Below are 16,372 nucleotides of genomic sequence, written 5' to 3'. Positions count from 1 at the left end.
CTCAGGAGCCACCAGTGACCACCGCCGTAGCCGCCCCGTTCCGTTTCTTCTCCCTCCAGGTCGTACGGACGAGGCGGCTCGGTCCGTCGCTGGTCCGGGTCACCTTCGACGGCCCCGACCTCAGGGCGTTCCACTCCGACGGACAGGACCAGTCGCTGTCGCTGTTCCTGCCGCACCCCGGTCAGAGCGAGCCTCAGGTGCCGATCGAGCTGGGTGAGGGCTGGTGGCAGGGCTGGCGCGAACTCGCGGACGACGTACGGGCGGTGATGCGCTCGTACACGCTCCGCTCCCTGCGGCGGGACGCGGAGGGGAGCACGGTCGAGATCGACATCGACTTCGCCCTGCACGGCATGGAGCCCGGTGCCGCCTCCTGTGCGGGCCCCGCCTCCCGGTGGGCCGCGCGGGCGGCCGCCGGGGACAAGGTCGTGCTGCTGGGCCCGGCGGTCGCGGACAACCGGGCGATCCGCTTCCGGCCGCCCGAGGACACCGATCTCGTGGTCGTGTGGGGCGACGAGACCGCCGTACCGGCCGCCTGTTCCCTCATCGAGTCGCTGCCGGCCGGCACCCGTGCCCGGGTCTGGCTGGAGGTCCCGCACGCCGGTGACATCCAGGACGTGGTGACGCAGGCGGATGCCGAGATCACCTGGCTGGTCCAGGCCGAGAGTGGCGCCAAGAGCTCCCCGCTGGCCCTCGAAGCCCTGCGCGACACCCAACTGCCGCCCGCCGAGCACCCGTACGTCTGGATCGCGGGCGAGGCCGGGTGCGTGAAGGAGCTGCGCCGGCACTTCGTGCGCGAGCGCGGCTTCGACCGCCGCCGGGTCACCTTCGTCGGCTACTGGCGGCAGGGCCTGTCCGAGGAGCAACTGCGCGAGCAGGAGTGACCCACACGTCCAACTCGCCCAACTCGCCCACCGCAACACTGTTTTCAGAGTGACGGCAGTCACGGCAGGGGTGCGGTTTCCGTGAGCCTTAGTTAGGTTAGGCTTGCCTAAGTTGAAGCCGCGGTTCCGCCCCGCTCCCCCAGCCAACGGACTGTCCCCCCGGAGGACTTGCACATGCGCTCGCACCTGCTCAACGACACGACCGCGGAGCACTACCGCCGCTCCGTGACCGAAGGAATAGAGCGGGTGGCGGCCAAACTCGCCACCACCTCCCGTCCGTTCACCGGCGTCACCGTCGACACCCTCTCCCCCACCATCGACGGGATCGACCTCGACAAGCCGCTGCACGACACGGCCGCGGTGCTCGACGAACTGGAGGACGTCTACCTCCGGGACGCGGTCTACTTCCACCACCCCCGCTACCTCGCGCACCTCAACTGCCCGGTCGTCATCCCGGCCGTGGTCGGCGAGGCCATCCTCTCCGCCGTCAACTCCTCACTGGACACCTGGGACCAGTCGGCCGGCGGCACCCTCATCGAACGCAAGCTCGTCGACTGGACCACCGCCCGCATCGGCCTCGGCGAGAACGCCGACGGCGTGTTCACCTCCGGCGGCACCCAGTCCAACCTGCAGGCGCTGCTCCTGGCACGCGAGGAGGCCAAGCCCGCGCGAGCAGGGCGGGAAGCTGCGGACTCCTTCGGCAAACTGCGCATCTTCGCCTCCGAGGTCAGCCACTTCAGCGTGCAGAAGTCCGCGAAACTGCTCGGCCTGAGCCAGGACTCCGTCGTGTCGATCCCCGTCGGCAACGACAAGCGCATGCAGACCGTCGCGCTCGCCCACGAGCTGGAGCGCTGCAAGCAGGACGGCCTCGTCCCCATGGCCGTCGTCGCCACCGCCGGCACCACCGACTTCGGCTCCATCGACCCGCTGCCCGAGATCGCCGAGCTGTGCGACCAGTACGGCGTGTGGATGCACGTCGACGCCGCCTACGGCTGCGGACTGCTCGCCTCGGTCAAGTACCGCGACCGCATCGAGGGCATCGAACGCGCCGACTCGGTCACCGTCGACTACCACAAGTCCTTCTTCCAGCCGGTGAGTTCGTCCGCCGTGCTGGTCCGGGACGCGTCCACCCTGCGCCACGCCACCTACCACGCGGAGTACCTCAACCCGCGCCGCATGGTGCAGGAACGTATCCCCAACCAGGTCGACAAGTCCCTGCAGACCACCCGCCGCTTCGACGCGCTCAAGCTGTGGATGACCCTGCGCGTGATGGGCGCCGACGGCATCGGGCAGCTCTTCGACGAGGTCTGCGACCTGGCCGTGGAGGGCTGGAAACTGCTGGCCGCCGACCCGCGCTTCGACGTCGTGGTCGAGCCCACCCTCTCCACCCTCGTCTTCCGCTACATCCCGGCCGCCGTCACCGACCCCGCCGAGATCGACCGCGCCAACCTCTACGCCCGCAAGGCCCTGTTCGCCTCCGGCGACGCGGTGGTCGCGGGCACCAAGGTGGCCGGCCGCCACTACCTCAAGTTCACCCTGCTCAATCCCGAGACGACGACCGACGACATGGCCGCCGTACTCGACCTGATCGCCGGCCATGCCGAGCAGTACCTGGGAGAGTCCCTTGACCGCGCTTCCTGAATCCGCCCGCATTCACGACTTCGTGGGGATCGGGCTCGGCCCGTTCAACCTGGGCCTCGCCTGCCTCACCGAGCCCATCGACGAACTCGACGGCATCTTCCTGGACTCGAAGCCCGACTTCGAGTGGCACGCCGGCATGTTCCTGGACGGCGCCCACCTCCAGACCCCGTTCATGTCGGACCTGGTCACCCTCGCCGACCCGACCTCGCCGTACTCCTTCCTCAACTACCTGAAGGAGAAGGGCCGGCTGTACTCGTTCTACATCCGCGAGAACTTCTACCCGCTCAGGGTCGAGTACGACGACTACTGCCGCTGGGCCGCGAACAAACTGAGCTGCGTCCGCTTCAGCACGACGGTCGCGGACGTGACGTACGACGAAGGGGCCGGGCTCTACGTCGTGAAGACCACGGCCGGTGAGGAGTTCCGCGCCCGCCGCCTGGTCCTCGGCACCGGCACCCCGCCCTACGTCCCCGAGGCCTGCCAGGACCTGGACGGCGACTTCGTGCACAACTCCCGCTACCTGCAGCACAAGCAGGAGCTGCAGAAGAAGGAGTCGATCACGCTCGTCGGCTCCGGCCAGTCCGCCGCCGAGATCTACTACGACCTGCTCAGCGAGATCGACGTCCACGGCTACCGGCTGAACTGGGTCACCCGCTCGCCGCGCTTCTTCCCGCTGGAGTACACGAAACTCACGCTGGAGATGACCTCCCCGGAGTACGTCGACTACTACCACGCGCTGCCGGAGCAGACCCGCTACCGCCTCACCGCCGAGCAGAAGAACCTGTTCAAGGGCATCGACGGCGACCTGATCAACGAGATCTTCGACCTGCTGTACCAGAAGAACCTCGGTGGCCCGGTCCCCACCCGGCTGCTCACCAACTCCTCGCTGAACAGCGCCCGGTACGAGAACGGGACGTACACGCTGGGACTGCGCCAGGAGGAGCAGGAGAAGGACTACGAGCTGACCTCCCAGGGACTGGTCCTGGCCACCGGCTACCGGTACGCCGAGCCGGAGTTCCTCAAGCCCGTCCGCGACCGGTTGCGCTACGACTCCCAGGGCAACTACGACATCGCCCGCAACTACGCGATCGACGTGACCGGCCGGGGCGTGTTCCTGCAGAACGCCGGCGTCCACACGCACAGCATCACCAGCCCCGACCTGGGCATGGGCGCGTACCGCAACAGCTACATCATCCGAGAGCTGCTCGGCAGCGAGTACTACCCGGTCGAGAAGACCATCGCGTTCCAGGAGTTCGCCGTATGACCCCCACCACCGGCACCCCCACCGACGTCGGCACCCTCACCCTCCGCCCCCTCGACCCCCTCAAGGACGCCGAGCTGGTGCATTCCTGGGTCACGCACCCCAAGGCGGCCTTCTGGATGATGCAGGACGCCAGACTGGAGGACGTCGAGCGCGCGTACATGGAGATCGCCGCCGACGAGCACTGGCACGCCCTGCTCGGCCTGCACGACGGCGTGCCCGCGTTCCTGATGGAGAAGTACGACCCCGCCCACCACGAGCTGGTCGGCCTGTACGAGCCCGAGCCCGGCGACGTCGGCATGCACTTCCTGGTCGCCCCCACCGACCGGCCCGTGCACGGCTTCACCCGCGCGGTCATCACGGCCGTGATGGCGCACCTCTTCGAGGACCCGGCCACCGCCCGGGTGGTCGTCGAGCCGGACGTGTCCAACGCGGCCGTCCACGCCCTGAACGAGGCCGTCGGGTTCGTGCCCGACCGCGAGATACAGAAGCCGGAGAAAAAGGCGTTGTTGAGCTTCTGCACCCGGAAGCAGTTCCTCGCGGCGACGGGGGTGGCGGCATGAGCCTCGCCGACGCCGTGGCCCACCTGTCCCCCGAGCGCTGGGAGAAGGCCAACCGTCAGCTCATCCGCAAGGCGCTGGCCGAGTTCGCGCACGAGCGGCTGATCACGCCGGAGAAGGACGGGGACGGGGAGGGTGTCGGGGACGAGTACGTCGTACGGAGTGACGACGGCCTGACCCGCTACCGCTTCTCCGCCACCCGTCACGCCCTCGACCACTGGCAGGTGACCGCCGACTCGATCACCCGTACCCGGGACGGCGACGAACTGCCCCTGGCGGCCCTGGACTTCTTCATCGAACTGAAGCGGACCCTCGGCCTGAGCGACGAGATCCTGCCGGTCTACCTGGAGGAGATCTCCTCCACCCTCTCCGGCACCTGCTACAAGCTCACCAAGCCCCAGACCCCGGTCGCCGAGCTCGTGAACAGCGGCTTCCAGGCGATCGAGACGGGCATGACCGAGGGCCACCCCTGCTTCGTCGCCAACAACGGACGGCTCGGCTTCGGCATCCACGAGTACCTGTCGTACGCCCCCGAGGCCGCGAGCCCGGTCCGCCTGGTGTGGCTGGCCGCGCACCGCTCGCGGGCCGCGTTCACGGCCGGCGTCGGCATCGAGTACGAGTCGTTCGTACGGGACGAGCTGGGCGCCGAGACGGTCGAGCGCTTCGCCGGGCAGCTCACCGACCAGGGGCTCGACCCCGCCGACTACCTCCTCATCCCCGTCCACCCCTGGCAGTGGTGGAACAAGCTCACCGTCACCTTCGCCGCCGAGGTCGCCCGTGGCCACCTCGTGTGCCTGGGCGAGGGCGACGACGAGTACCTGGCCCAGCAGTCCATCCGGACCTTCTTCAACAAGTCCCACCCCGAGAAGCACTACGTGAAGACGGCCCTGTCCGTCCTCAACATGGGCTTCATGCGCGGGCTCTCGGCCGCGTACATGGAGGCGACCCCGGCGATCAACGACTGGCTCGCCCAGCTCATCGAGGGCGACCCGGTGCTGAAGTCGACGGGCCTGACGATCATCCGGGAGCGGGCGGCCGTGGGGTACCGGCACCTGGAGTACGAGCAGGCGACGGACCGCTACTCGCCGTACCGCAAGATGCTCGCCGCGCTGTGGCGCGAGAGCCCGGTGTCCTCCCTCCAGGACGGCGAGTCCCTCGCGACGATGGCCTCCCTGGTCCACGTGGACCACGAGGGCGCGTCCTTCGCGGGCGCCCTGATCGAACAGTCCGGGCTGACGCCGACCCAGTGGCTACGCCACTACCTGCGGGCCTACTTCACCCCTCTCCTGCACAGCTTCTACGCCTATGACCTGGTGTTCATGCCGCACGGCGAGAACGTGATCCTGGCCTTGAAGGACGGCGTGGTCCAGCGCGCGATCTACAAGGACATCGCCGAGGAGATCGCCGTCATGGATCCGGAGGCGGTGCTGCCGCCGACGGTCGAGCGGCTGCGCGTGGAGGTCCCGGAGGACAAGAAGCTCCTGTCGATCTTCACGGACGTCTTCGACTGCTTCTTCCGCTTCCTCGCCGCGAACCTCGCCACCGAGGGGATCCTGGAGGAGGACGACTTCTGGCGCACGGTCGCGGAGGTGACCCGCGACTACCAGCACTCGGTGCCCGAACTCGGCGACAAGTTCGAGCGGTACGACATGTTCGCCCCCGAGTTCGCGCTGTCCTGCCTGAACCGGCTCCAGCTGCGCAACAACAAGCAGATGGTGGACCTCGCGGACCCGGCCGGCGCACTCCAGCTGATCGGCGACCTGGAGAACCCCATCGCGGGGCTGTGACCACCCAGCCCCCACAGACGGACGGGCACCCCGGAGTACGGTCCTCGGGGGTGCCCGTCATCGTGTCCGGACTACGGCGTGGGCCAAGGGACCTGCGGGGACCGGTAGTAGCCGATCCCCAGCGCGTCCCACCGCGGCCCCTGCGCCGCCAGCCGCACCCGGTAGCCGTCCCAGTCGTGCGTGGCGGCCGGCGACCAGCCGAGTTCGGCGGCGCCCGCGAGCCGCGGGAAGGCCATGTACTCGACGTCCTCGCCGGTCACGATCGTCTCGGTCCACATCGGCGCCTCGACGCCCCGCACCGCCTCGGGCGGCGCCCCCGGCAGGTAGGTCCCCGGATCCCAGTCGTAGGACCGCTTGACGTCGACGTAGCCCGCCCAGGACAGCCCCAGCGGGGTGCTCTCGTCGTACTTCATGTCGAGGTAGATCCGGTCGGCCGGGGACAGGATCAGCCCGGTTCCGTTTCGCGCGGCCTCGGCGACCTGCGCCTTCTCGGTCGCGCTGGTGGAGTCCAGGCCCCAGTACTGGGCGAGCGCCCCCTTCGCCGGGGTCGCGCCGGTCAGCTGGTGCCAGCCGACCACCGTCTTGCCGTACTCGGCGACGATCGGCTGCACCCGGTCCATGAACCGCGCGTAGTCCTCGTGGCTCGTGGAGTGCGCCTCGTCGCCGCCGATGTGGAGGTAGCGGCCCGGGGTGAGGGCGGCGAGTTCCCGGATGACGTCGTCCACGAAGTCGTACGTGATCCCCTTGTCCACGCACAGGGAGCTGAAGCCGACCTCGGTGCCGGTGTAGAGCGGGGGTGCGACGCCGTCGCAGTTGAGTTCGGCGTAGGAGGCGAGGGCGGCGTTGGTGTGGCCCGGCATGTCTATCTCGGGGACGACCTCCAGGTAGCGGGAGGCCGCGTAGCCGACGATCTCCTGGTAGTCGGCCTTGGTGTAGTGGCCGCCGGGGCCGCCGCCGACCTGCGTGGAGCCGCCGTGCGTGGCCAGGCGCGGCCAGGAGTCGAGGGCTATGCGCCAGCCCTGGTCGTCGCTGAGGTGCAGGTGCAGCTTGTTGATCTTGTACAGGGCCAACTGGTCGATGTGGCGCTTGACCTGGTCGACGGTGAAGAAGTGCCGGGAGACGTCGAGCATCGCGCCGCGCCAGCCGTAGCGGGGGGTGTCCGTGATCGTGCCGCCCGCGACCAGCCACGGTCCGGGCTGGACGGAGTCCTTCTCGACGGCCGCCGGGAGGAGCTGGCGCAGGGTCTGCACGCCGTGGAAGAGCCCCGCGGGCTCGGCCGCCGTGATGGTGACGCCCTTGCCGGCGCTGTCGAGGCGGTACCCCTCGGCCCCGAACGGGCCCTTGGCCAGGCGCAGTCGTATGCCGCCCTTGCCGTGCGTGGTGACGGGCAGGCGGTAGCCGGTCGAGGGGCGCAGGACGTCCGCGAGATAGGCCCCGATGCGGCGGGCCTCGCGGGAGTCGTCGACGCGGATGTGGGTGTCCCGGGTGAGGCGGTACGGCGATCCGCCGGGGGTGACCGACGCGGGGGCCGGGACGATCCGGTCGAGCGGATGGGCGTTCTGCGCGGTGGGAGTCGGGGTCGCGCCGACGGTGGAGACACCCGCCGCCGCGACGAGCAGCAGCGAGCCGAGAAGGCGGGTCGTTATGTGGTGGTGTCTCACCTACGGTCCCTTCCTTGAACCCGAACAGGTATGGACCAACTCTCCCTCAGAACCAGTGAAACAATCCCCTCATGGCGGAAATCCTCCAGAAGGACGGCACTTGGGTCTTCGACGGCGACGCCCTGCGGCTGACCCCGGGACGGGACAAGAACGTCGGCCTGCTCCGCAGGACGCTGGGTGAACTCGTCGTGCCGCTCGGGGCGTTGGCCGGTATCTCCTTCGAACACGGCAAGAAGACGGGCCGGTTGCGGCTGCGGCTGCGCGACGGCTCGGACCCGCTGCTGCACGCGACCGGCGGCCGGCTCGCCGAGCCCCACGACCCGTACCAGCTGGTCGTCGAGGCGGACCGGTACGGCGTCGCCGAGTACCTCGTGGACGAGGTCCGGGGCGCCCTGCTCCTGGACCAGGTGCCCGCCGGGCCGGTCGACGCCTATCTGCTGCCCGGCCCGGCCCTGCCGCTGTCCGTGTCCGCCGGGGACGGCACCGCGAGCTTCGACGGCGAGCTGATCCGCCTGGAGTGGAACTGGAAGACGGAGGACGCCAAGGCCGCCGCCGGCCCCCGCACCCTCGCGGTCACCGATCTCACCGCCGTGGAGTGGCATCCGGCGATCGGCCTGGACAACGGTTACCTCCGCTTCAGCGTGAAGAACGCCCCGACCAAGGCCCCGCCCAAGTACGACCCCAACGCCGTGGAGCTGTGGGGCTTCAAGAAGGACCCGCTGATGGCCCTGGTCGCGGCGGCCGTCCAGGCCCGGCTCCCGCACCCGGCGGCCGCCTCCGCGGGGGACGTCCGGCCGCCGCAGCCCAAGGCACTCGCCGCGCCCGCCGCCGAGGACGGCCACGACGCCCTCCTGCGACGGCTGCGCGAGCTCGGCGAACTGCACCGCACGGGCGTGCTGACGGACGAGGAGTTCACGACGGCCAAGCAGGCGATACTCAAGCGGATGTGACCGCTTACCGGGTCTACCGGGTCACTTCGCCGTCCGCGCCACCGTGAAGCGGTCCACCTCCTCGCCACTCTCGGCGATGCCCCGCACGGTCAGCGTGGCGGTGCGGCCCTTGGCGGCCGGGGTGACGTCCACGCGCAGGAAGGAGTAGTCAAGGTAGCGGACCCGGGACCAGGTGACGGTCTCGTTCTGCTTGCCGTCCTTGACGTTGACGAACGAGGACACGGACTCGACGTCGTTCTCGTGGCCCTCGTACGACAGCGGGGCGCTGAAGGCGTACAGGCTGCGGCCCGCCGCGCCGGCCGTCACGTACACCACGCCGTCCGTCTCGGGGTACGCGGTGCCGCCGATCGGGAGCTTCCTGGCGACCGCGCCCGCCTTGATGACGTCGGTGCGCTCGTACTGGTGGTTGTGGCCGTTGATCACGAGGTCGACGGTGTACTTCTCGAACAGCGGCACCCACTCCTGGCGCACGCCCCCCTCCGAGGCGTGCGCGGTGGAGGTGCAGTAGGCGCAGTGGTGGAAGAAGACGACGACGAAGTCGATGTCAGTGGACGCCCGGTACTTCTTGAGCTGCGCCTCCAGCCATGTGGTCTGGGTGCCGCCGGAGATGCCGAGGTTGGCCGGGATCTCGAAGGAGATGTCGTTGGCGTCGAGCGAGATGATCGCGGTGTTGCCGTGGACGAAGGAGTAGACGCCCGGGAGGTTCTTCTTGTCGGGCCCGTTGTCCGGCAGGTTCCAGCGGGCGTCCTCGCCGCCGTAGCCGTTCGGCGAGTACCAGGCCTCCATGTCGTGGTTGCCGTACGCCGGCATCCACGGGACGGACCCGGCGACCGACTCGGTCTGGGCGAGGAACTGGTCCCACACGCGCGAGTCGAAGCCGGTGTCGGCACTCTTGCCCTGGCCCGCCGGGTCGGCGTACGCGATGTCGCCGGCGTGCAGGTGGAAGGCGGGGTTCTGGCCGAGCAGCAGGCTGTTGTTGGCGAGGCCGTGGTAGCCGACGCCCTCGTCGCCGAAGGCGGTGAAGGTGAACGGCGCCTTGTGCGCCGGGGCGGTGGTGAAGGTGCCGAGGGTGCCGAGGAGGTGCGGCTCGGCGGGGTCGAAGCCCTGGTGGCCGACGCCGTAGTAGTAGGTGCTGCCGGGCCTGAGGTGGGTGAGCTCGGCGTGCAGGTAGTACTGCGTGTGGTCGCCGCTCGCCCCGACGCCGGCCGGGGTGTACAGGGTGCGCACCTCGGCCTCGATCTTGCGGGAGAGATCCCAGGGCCGGGCGCCGATCCGGATGAAGGGCTTCTTGACGGCGACCGGGACCTGCCAGGAGACGGTCATCGCGGTGCGCGGGTCGCTGCCGTAGGCGAGGTGGCGGCCGAAGGGGGCGACGAGGGCGCCGTCGACGCTCTCCGTACGGGTGACGGTGGGGGTGGCGGTCGGGGTCGCCGCCTGTGCGGTGGCACCGGGCACGAACGCGCCTCCCGCGATGGCGCCCAGGGTGACCGCGCCGCCTCTGATCATCGTGCGCCGCGAGAATCTGGCGTGCAGGTACGCGTGCTGCTCGGCCATGCTCATGCGCTCGGCGAGCTGGTCGGGTACTCCCATGCGAGGAATGTCCATAGCGTCTGAAACTCGTCTGCTCAGGCAACGGGTTGCCGGACGCGGAATGGACGGCTCACGAACAGGGACTCATGACAGTTTCAACGTTCTCCCAAGGAGTCCCACAGGCTCCTGCCCGAAATCGGGCAGCTTTCTTGCGAAAGTGCCGCCGGTACCCCAGGATCTACCGGGTGCACGACGAACTTGTTGATCACCTGACGCGGTCCACGCCTCTGAGCCGGGGCGAGGCGCTGCGGGTGGTCCAGGACGTGCTCGCCTACTTCGACGAGACGACCGACGAGTACGTCCGTCGCCGCCACCGCGAGCTCCAGGCCCAGGGCCTGGTGAACGCGGAGATCTTCGGACGGATCGAGGCGGACCTGAAATATCGCACGGTGGCGCCACCGGAGCTCACCCTCCGGCAGCTGCGGCGGATCGTCTACGGCTGAGCCGAGCCGTCCGCCGTCCACCGGGCCCAACCTGAGGAATATGTATATATGTGCGGAATCGTCGGATACATCGGGAAGCGTGACGTCGCCCCCCTGCTCCTGGAGGGCCTGCAGCGCCTGGAGTACCGCGGCTACGACTCGGCGGGCATCGTCGTCACCTCCCCGAAGGCGGCCGGCCTGAAGATGGTCAAGGCCAAGGGCCGGGTCCGGGACCTGGAGGCCAAGGTCCCCGCCCGCTTCAAGGGCACGACCGGCATCGCCCACACCCGCTGGGCCACCCACGGCGCCCCCTCCGATGTGAACGCCCACCCGCACCTCGACGCCGAGGGCAGGGTCGCCGTCGTCCACAACGGCATCATCGACAACGCCTCCGACCTGCGCCGCAAACTGGAGGCGGACGGCGTCGAGTTCCTCTCCGACACCGACACCGAGGTCCTCGTCCACCTCATCGCCCGCTCCCAGGCCGAGAAGCTGGAGGACAAGGTCCGCGACACGCTGCGGGTCATCGAGGGCACGTACGGCATCGCCGTGCTGCACGCCGACTTCCCCGACCGGATCGTCGTCGCCCGCAACGGCTCCCCGGTCGTCCTCGGCATCGGCGAGAAGGAGATGTTCGTCGCCTCGGACATCGCCGCCCTGGTCGCCCACACCCGGCAGATCGTCACCCTCGACGACGGCGAGATGGCCACCCTCAAGGCCGACGACTTCCGCACCTACACCACCGAGGGCACCCGCACGACGGCCGAGCCGACCACCGTGGAGTGGGAGGCCGCGTCGTACGACATGGGCGGCCACGACACCTACATGCACAAGGAGATCCACGAGCAGGCCGACGCCGTGGACCGCGTGCTGCGCGGCCGCATCGACGACCGGTTCTCCACCGTGCACCTCGGCGGCCTGAACCTGGACGCCCGCGCGGCGCGCCAGATCCGCCGCGTGAAGATCCTCGGCTGCGGTACCTCGTACCACGCGGGCATGATCGGCGCCCAGATGATCGAGGAGCTGGCCCGCATCCCCGCCGACGCCGAGCCCGCCTCGGAGTTCCGCTACCGCAACGCGGTCGTCGACCCCGACACCCTGTACATCGCCGTCTCCCAGTCCGGTGAGACCTACGACGTGCTGGCGGCCGTCCAGGAGCTGAAGCGCAAGGGCGCGCGGGTCCTCGGCGTGGTGAACGTGGTCGGCTCGGCGATCGCCCGCGAGGCCGACGGCGGCGTGTACGTCCATGCGGGCCCCGAGGTCTGCGTGGTGTCGACGAAGTGCTTCACGAACACCACGGTCGCCTTCGCGCTGCTCGCCCTGCACCTGGGCCGCACCCGTGACCTCTCCGTCCGCGACGGCAAGCGGATCATCGCGGGTCTGCGCAAGCTGCCCGCGCAGATCTCCGAGATGCTGGAGCAGGAGGACGAGATCAAGAAGCTGGCCGCGGAGTACGCCGAGGCCCGCTCGATGCTCTTCATCGGCCGCGTGAGGGGCTACCCGGTGGCCCGTGAGGCCTCCCTGAAGCTCAAGGAGGTCTCCTACATCCACGCCGAGGCCTACCCGGCCTCCGAGCTCAAGCACGGCCCGCTGGCCCTGATCGAGCCGGCCCTGCCGACGGTCGCGATCGTCCCGAACGACGACCTCCTCGAGAAGAACCGCGCCGCCCTGGAGGAGATCAAGGCCCGCAGCGGCAAGATCCTCGCGGTCGCCCACCAGAACCAGGAGAAGGCCGACCAGACGATCATCGTCCCCAAGAACGAGGACGAGCTGGACCCGATCCTGATGGGCATCCCCCTCCAACTCCTCGCGTACCACACGGCATTGGCCCTGGGCAGGGACATCGACAAGCCGAGGAACCTGGCGAAGTCGGTAACGGTGGAGTAGGAAGCGCCCCTTCAGGGGCTCGGGGAACTGCGCGAGCAACCACGACGCACCCGCAGAGGCCAGACAACAAGGACGGACCCCCACGTGTCGCCACCTGACACGGGGGGTCCGTTCTCATCGCCGGGGGCCGCCCAACCCCCAGCCGGCGCAGCTACCCGGTGGCCGTCACGCCCCGGCCGGCAGCGCGTCGCGGAACGGTCGTCGGCCAGTGGGCCAGGGCTGCCGTCGCCGCGTACCAGGCCACCGCCCCCGCCGCCACGGCGAACCAGCCGCCGGCCTTGGCGAGGCTGCCGTTGTCGGCGAAGTTCGCGACGGCGAGCAGCACCAACGCCACGACGAACAACCCGTAGGTGCCCTTGGCGAGTTGGTCGCCCGCGGCGACCGTGAGAGACAGCGCCACGAGCGCGAAGAGCAGCAGGAACAGCCCGGCCGCGTTGGCCGATACCTGGTTGTCGGCGGAGACGGCCCAGGTGAACCAGAGCGCGCCGAGCGCCGAGAAGGCCGTACCACTGACGGTGTCCCGGTCGCGGAACGCCATGAGTCCGGCGACGAAGAGGGCGACTCCGCCCACGTACTGGGCAATTGACACGGCGTCGGCCACCGTCACGCCGTCGATCACGTCGGTGTATCCGAGGCCCACGGCCAACAGGGTGACGCCGAGCGCGAGTCGGCCGACGATCGTGGTGGTGCTTCCCGCAGAGACGTCGTTGTCCACGGCGGGCTCCCTTCATGCATGTGCGGTTGCGCGGTGACCGATATATGCCCTTCACAAGGGCACAAACACCTCTACGCGCCAGTAGATTTATGCACTGCACAAGGGAGTTGGGCCGTTCCCACGGTGTGTCCCACCTGGGGGGACGACGGCTTACGGAATGACGATGACCGGCCGCTTCGCCCGCTTGGCGAGCCGCCCGGCGACGGAGCCGAAGATGCGTCCGACGATGCCGTGGGTGGAGCCGACGACGATCGCGTCCGCCTCGTACTCCCGGCCGACCTCTTCGAGCTCGTGGCAGATGTCGCCGCCGCGCTCGACGAGGATCCAGGGCACCTCCGCGAGGTACTCCGCACAGGCGAGCTCGAGGCCGAGCACCTCGGTGCGGTGATCGGGCACGTCGACGAAGACCGGTGGCTCGCAGCCCGCCCACACGGTGGTGGGCAGCCGGTTGGCGACGTGGACGATGATCAGGCCCGACCCGGAGCGATGAGCCATACCGACGGCGTACGCGAGGGCGCGCTCACTGGACATGGAGCCGTCGAAGCCCACCACGACGCCGTGCTTGAAGGCGGGGTCGCAGGATTGGCGTGGCTCTTCCGCCGCCAGGGGCTCGGCCGCCGTGGGGTCGGCGACGGGCCGCTTGCGGTCCGCGGGTTCGAAGAATTCGTGACCGGCCATGGCTGTCTCGGCGTTGTGATCCTTTTATGGGTGGGCCGACAGTGTGCGGCGGAGTCTGTGTCCGGGAATCATCTTCCCAACCCCATACCCCCAAGGGTACGGCCGCACGCCTCCTTAGCCCAGATCGCGCCCCCGGTGCGTGGGGGTTCCAGGGAGCATGCACGAGGGGGCGCCCATAACGCAATGGTTGCTGCGCTGTACAGGCGGTTTGCACGGGGCCCACCCGCGGGCCGGGCTCTTCGGGGTCATACCCGGACGCACAGTGACCGACCGATCGAACACGCGTTGAACCCCCTGAGCCACACCACAGGGAGTACGTCATGCCCGGACCACGACCCCCCGCCCAGGACTCCTCCACCGACGTCGTCCGCTGGGCGGCCTTCAGCTGTGTCGTGGTCCCCGTGGTCCTCCTCTGGTACGGCAGCTCCCTCGCCGGCGCCGCGGGCACCGCCCTCGGTCTCGCCGCCGTCACCGCGGTCTGCCGTATCCTCCTGCGCCAGTCGGAGCGCGGTGCGGCACGCATGCTCGCGGAGGAACGCGCACCGCGTCGCGGCCGCCGCCACAGGACCGGATCGGGGCCGCGCAGAGGCGGACGTCACAGCGGGGGAAATACACCGGTCGGCTGACCGGTTTCCGCGCACGCACCCGACTCTTTTCAGCCAACTTCCGGCCACCGCGCATCCCTTGCCCCGACCACCCCCCAACCCCCGTTCCACCTGCACGGAAAGGGCCTGAGGGGCACCGCGCACCCTACGTGGTTTGGCCACGGCGACAAGGCGCACTTCCCTGCACGCCCCACGAGTGCAACGCTTCGTGATCGAATGCTTCACGCCAAGTTGCCAAGTCGACAATGTGCCGGATGCCCAACTGGTCTCCCCGGCACCACGTGACGCAGTAGATTCGATCTTGACTGTCTTACGGCGGGGGACTCGTGCAGGACCGAGGGGAAACGTGCAGGAGCGACACAACCGAGGAGCCGCGACCACCGAGGGGGGCTTAGCAGTATGAGCCACGACTCCACTGCCGCGCCGGAAGCCGCGGCCCGGAAACTGTCCGGGCGACGCCGCAAGGAGATCGTCGCGGTGCTGCTGTTCAGCGGCGGCCCCATCTTCGAGAGTTCCATACCGCTGTCGGTGTTCGGAATCGACCGCCAGGACGCCGGCGTTCCGCGCTACCGACTGCTGGTGTGCGGCGGTGAGGAAGGCCCACTGCGGACCACAGGGGGCCTGGAACTCACCGCACCGCATGGCCTGGAGGCGATCTCGCGAGCGGGCACCGTCGTCGTGCCCGCCTGGCGTTCGATCACCTCGCCGCCACCGGAGGACGCACTCGACGCACTGCGCCGGGCGCACGAGGAGGGCGCCCGCATAGTGGGTCTGTGCACCGGCGCCTTCGTGCTGGCGGCGGCGGGCCTGCTGGACGGCCGGCCGGCCACCACCCACTGGATGTACGCACCGACGCTCGCCAAGCGCTACCCGTCGGTGCACGTGGATCCGCGCGAGCTGTTCGTGGACGACGGCGATGTGCTGACGTCCGCGGGTACGGCGGCCGGAATCGACCTCTGTCTCCACATCGTGCGGACGGACCACGGCAACGAGGCGGCCGGCGCGCTGGCCCGACGCCTGGTGGTCCCGCCGCGCCGAAGCGGCGGGCAGGAGCGCTATCTCGACCGGTCTTTACCCGAGGAGATCGGCGCCGACCCGCTCGCCGAGGTCGTCGCCTGGGCGCTGGAGCACCTCCACGAGCAGTTCGACGTGGAGACGCTCGCCGCCCGCGCGTACATGAGCCGTCGCACCTTCGACCGCCGGTTCCGCTCCCTCACCGGGAGCGCGCCGCTGCAGTGGCTGATCACCCAGCGGGTGCTGCAGGCCCAGCGGCTGCTGGAGACGTCGGACTACTCGGTGGACGAGGTCGCGGGCCGCTGCGGCTTCCGCTCGCCGGTGGCGCTGCGCGGGCACTTCCGCCGCCAGCTGGGTTCGTCGCCGGCCGCGTACCGCGCGGCCTACCGGGCGCGGCGGCCGCAGGTCGAACGACAGCCTGACCCCGAGGGCGCGGCCGGTCCACCGAGCGCGCCCTCTCAGCTGCACCCCGACGGCGGCGGCCCGGTACCGCTCCAGACCCGCCGCACCGCGTCGCCGAGCCCGGTCGGGACGTCCGCGTCCCTGGGCCCGGCCTCGGACAACGGCCGCGAGGCGTATGCGGGGAGCCGGGCGAGCGTGCCTGGGCAGCGCAGCGGGATGTGAGATCCGGACGGGTGGTGGTGAGGGCGGGGCGGATTTCCGCCCCCACCACCACCCTTCCCGCCCCGCCCCTTCCCGCCCCGCCCCGCCCCGTCCCGT

The 16,372-nt window shown here is 69.7% G+C and carries 14 protein-coding genes; 10 read left to right on the top strand and 4 right to left on the bottom strand.

From position 1 onward, the window contains the following. Positions 1–14 precede the first annotated feature (14 nt). The 5 genes from ACWBNA_RS25435 to ACWBNA_RS25415 all read left to right on the top strand — a co-directional run bounded on the left by ACWBNA_RS25435 (position 15) and on the right by ACWBNA_RS25415 (position 6,130). Positions 15–881 carry a siderophore-interacting protein gene (locus ACWBNA_RS25435; protein WP_482706825.1) on the top strand — a complete coding sequence of 289 codons (867 nt, stop codon included), beginning with the start codon at positions 15–17 and terminating at the stop codon, positions 879–881. A gap of 174 nt (positions 882–1,055) precedes the next feature. Next, on the top strand, positions 1,056–2,522 hold the full coding sequence (gene desA, locus ACWBNA_RS25430; RefSeq protein ID WP_482706824.1) for a lysine decarboxylase DesA: 1,467 nt from the start codon (positions 1,056–1,058) through the stop codon (positions 2,520–2,522). Next, a complete protein-coding gene (locus tag ACWBNA_RS25425; RefSeq protein ID WP_482706823.1) occupies positions 2,506–3,786 on the top strand; it encodes a lysine N(6)-hydroxylase/L-ornithine N(5)-oxygenase family protein in 1,281 nt (426 codons plus the stop codon). The genes desA and ACWBNA_RS25425 overlap by 17 nt, the downstream gene beginning before the upstream one ends. Continuing rightward, positions 3,783–4,346 (top strand): GNAT family N-acetyltransferase, encoded by a 564-nt coding sequence (locus tag ACWBNA_RS25420; RefSeq protein WP_482706822.1) that lies wholly within the window; start codon positions 3,783–3,785, stop codon positions 4,344–4,346. Before ACWBNA_RS25425 ends, ACWBNA_RS25420 begins: the two co-directional genes overlap by 4 nt. Next, positions 4,343–6,130, top strand: a complete 1,788-nt coding sequence (locus tag ACWBNA_RS25415; RefSeq protein ID WP_482706821.1) for an IucA/IucC family protein — start codon at positions 4,343–4,345, stop codon at positions 6,128–6,130. The genes ACWBNA_RS25420 and ACWBNA_RS25415 overlap by 4 nt, the downstream gene beginning before the upstream one ends. Before the next feature lie 71 nt (positions 6,131–6,201). Here ACWBNA_RS25415 and ACWBNA_RS25410 read toward each other — a convergent pair whose 3' ends face one another. Continuing rightward, a complete protein-coding gene (locus ACWBNA_RS25410) occupies positions 6,202–7,791 on the bottom strand; it encodes a beta-N-acetylhexosaminidase (RefSeq protein ID WP_482706820.1) in 1,590 nt (529 codons plus the stop codon). A 71-nt stretch (positions 7,792–7,862) separates the two neighbouring features. On the opposite strand from ACWBNA_RS25410, the gene ACWBNA_RS25405 reads away from it, so the two are divergent. Further along, positions 7,863–8,741 (top strand): DUF4429 domain-containing protein, encoded by an 879-nt coding sequence (locus tag ACWBNA_RS25405; protein WP_482706819.1) that lies wholly within the window; start codon positions 7,863–7,865, stop codon positions 8,739–8,741. A gap of 21 nt (positions 8,742–8,762) precedes the next feature. On the opposite strand, the gene ACWBNA_RS25400 is transcribed toward ACWBNA_RS25405, so the two are convergent. Beyond that, complete coding sequence (locus ACWBNA_RS25400; protein ID WP_482706818.1) at positions 8,763–10,331, bottom strand: purple acid phosphatase family protein; 1,569 nt, start codon at positions 10,329–10,331, stop codon at positions 8,763–8,765. Between the two features lie 185 nt (positions 10,332–10,516). Between ACWBNA_RS25400 and ACWBNA_RS25395 the strand changes: the two genes are divergently transcribed. Next, complete coding sequence (locus ACWBNA_RS25395) at positions 10,517–10,774, top strand: hypothetical protein (RefSeq protein ID WP_482706817.1); 258 nt, start codon at positions 10,517–10,519, stop codon at positions 10,772–10,774. Positions 10,775–10,822: 48 nt separating this feature from the next. Continuing rightward, positions 10,823–12,640, top strand: a complete 1,818-nt coding sequence (gene glmS / locus ACWBNA_RS25390; RefSeq protein WP_482706816.1) for a glutamine--fructose-6-phosphate transaminase (isomerizing) — start codon at positions 10,823–10,825, stop codon at positions 12,638–12,640. A 151-nt stretch (positions 12,641–12,791) separates the two neighbouring features. Here glmS and ACWBNA_RS25385 read toward each other — a convergent pair whose 3' ends face one another. Continuing rightward, a complete protein-coding gene (locus tag ACWBNA_RS25385) occupies positions 12,792–13,355 on the bottom strand; it encodes a GPR1/FUN34/YaaH family transporter (protein WP_482706815.1) in 564 nt (187 codons plus the stop codon). Positions 13,356–13,505: 150 nt separating this feature from the next. Beyond that, positions 13,506–14,033 carry a universal stress protein gene (locus tag ACWBNA_RS25380; protein WP_482706814.1) on the bottom strand — a complete coding sequence of 176 codons (528 nt, stop codon included), beginning with the start codon at positions 14,031–14,033 and terminating at the stop codon, positions 13,506–13,508. Between the two features lie 320 nt (positions 14,034–14,353). Between ACWBNA_RS25380 and ACWBNA_RS25375 the strand changes: the two genes are divergently transcribed. Continuing rightward, positions 14,354–14,659, top strand: coding sequence for a hypothetical protein (locus ACWBNA_RS25375; protein ID WP_482706813.1), 306 nt, complete (start codon positions 14,354–14,356; stop codon positions 14,657–14,659). Between the two features lie 378 nt (positions 14,660–15,037). Beyond that, complete coding sequence (locus ACWBNA_RS25370) at positions 15,038–16,276, top strand: GlxA family transcriptional regulator (protein ID WP_482706812.1); 1,239 nt, start codon at positions 15,038–15,040, stop codon at positions 16,274–16,276. Positions 16,277–16,372: the final 96 nt, after the last annotated feature.

It is taken from the genome of Streptomyces sp. Q2 (assembly GCF_056820935.1).
This window is presented reverse-complemented; position numbering and strand designations above follow the sequence as displayed.

Excerpts from the sequence above, each read along its gene's own strand:
- ACWBNA_RS25415 (WP_482706821.1), top strand. The coding sequence starts at position 4,343 with ATGAGCCTCGCCGACGCCGTGGCCCACCTGTCCCCCGAGCGCTGGGAG.
- desA (WP_482706824.1), top strand. The coding sequence starts at position 1,056 with ATGCGCTCGCACCTGCTCAACGACACGACCGCGGAGCACTACCGCCGC.
- ACWBNA_RS25400 (WP_482706818.1), bottom strand. The coding sequence starts at position 10,331 with ATGGGAGTACCCGACCAGCTCGCCGAGCGCATGAGCATGGCCGAGCAG.
- ACWBNA_RS25375 (WP_482706813.1), top strand. The coding sequence starts at position 14,354 with ATGCCCGGACCACGACCCCCCGCCCAGGACTCCTCCACCGACGTCGTC.
- ACWBNA_RS25405 (WP_482706819.1), top strand. The coding sequence starts at position 7,863 with ATGGCGGAAATCCTCCAGAAGGACGGCACTTGGGTCTTCGACGGCGAC.
- ACWBNA_RS25370 (WP_482706812.1), top strand. The coding sequence starts at position 15,038 with ATGAGCCACGACTCCACTGCCGCGCCGGAAGCCGCGGCCCGGAAACTG.
- ACWBNA_RS25420 (WP_482706822.1), top strand. The coding sequence starts at position 3,783 with ATGACCCCCACCACCGGCACCCCCACCGACGTCGGCACCCTCACCCTC.
- ACWBNA_RS25380 (WP_482706814.1), bottom strand. The coding sequence starts at position 14,033 with ATGGCCGGTCACGAATTCTTCGAACCCGCGGACCGCAAGCGGCCCGTC.
- glmS (WP_482706816.1), top strand. The coding sequence starts at position 10,823 with ATGTGCGGAATCGTCGGATACATCGGGAAGCGTGACGTCGCCCCCCTG.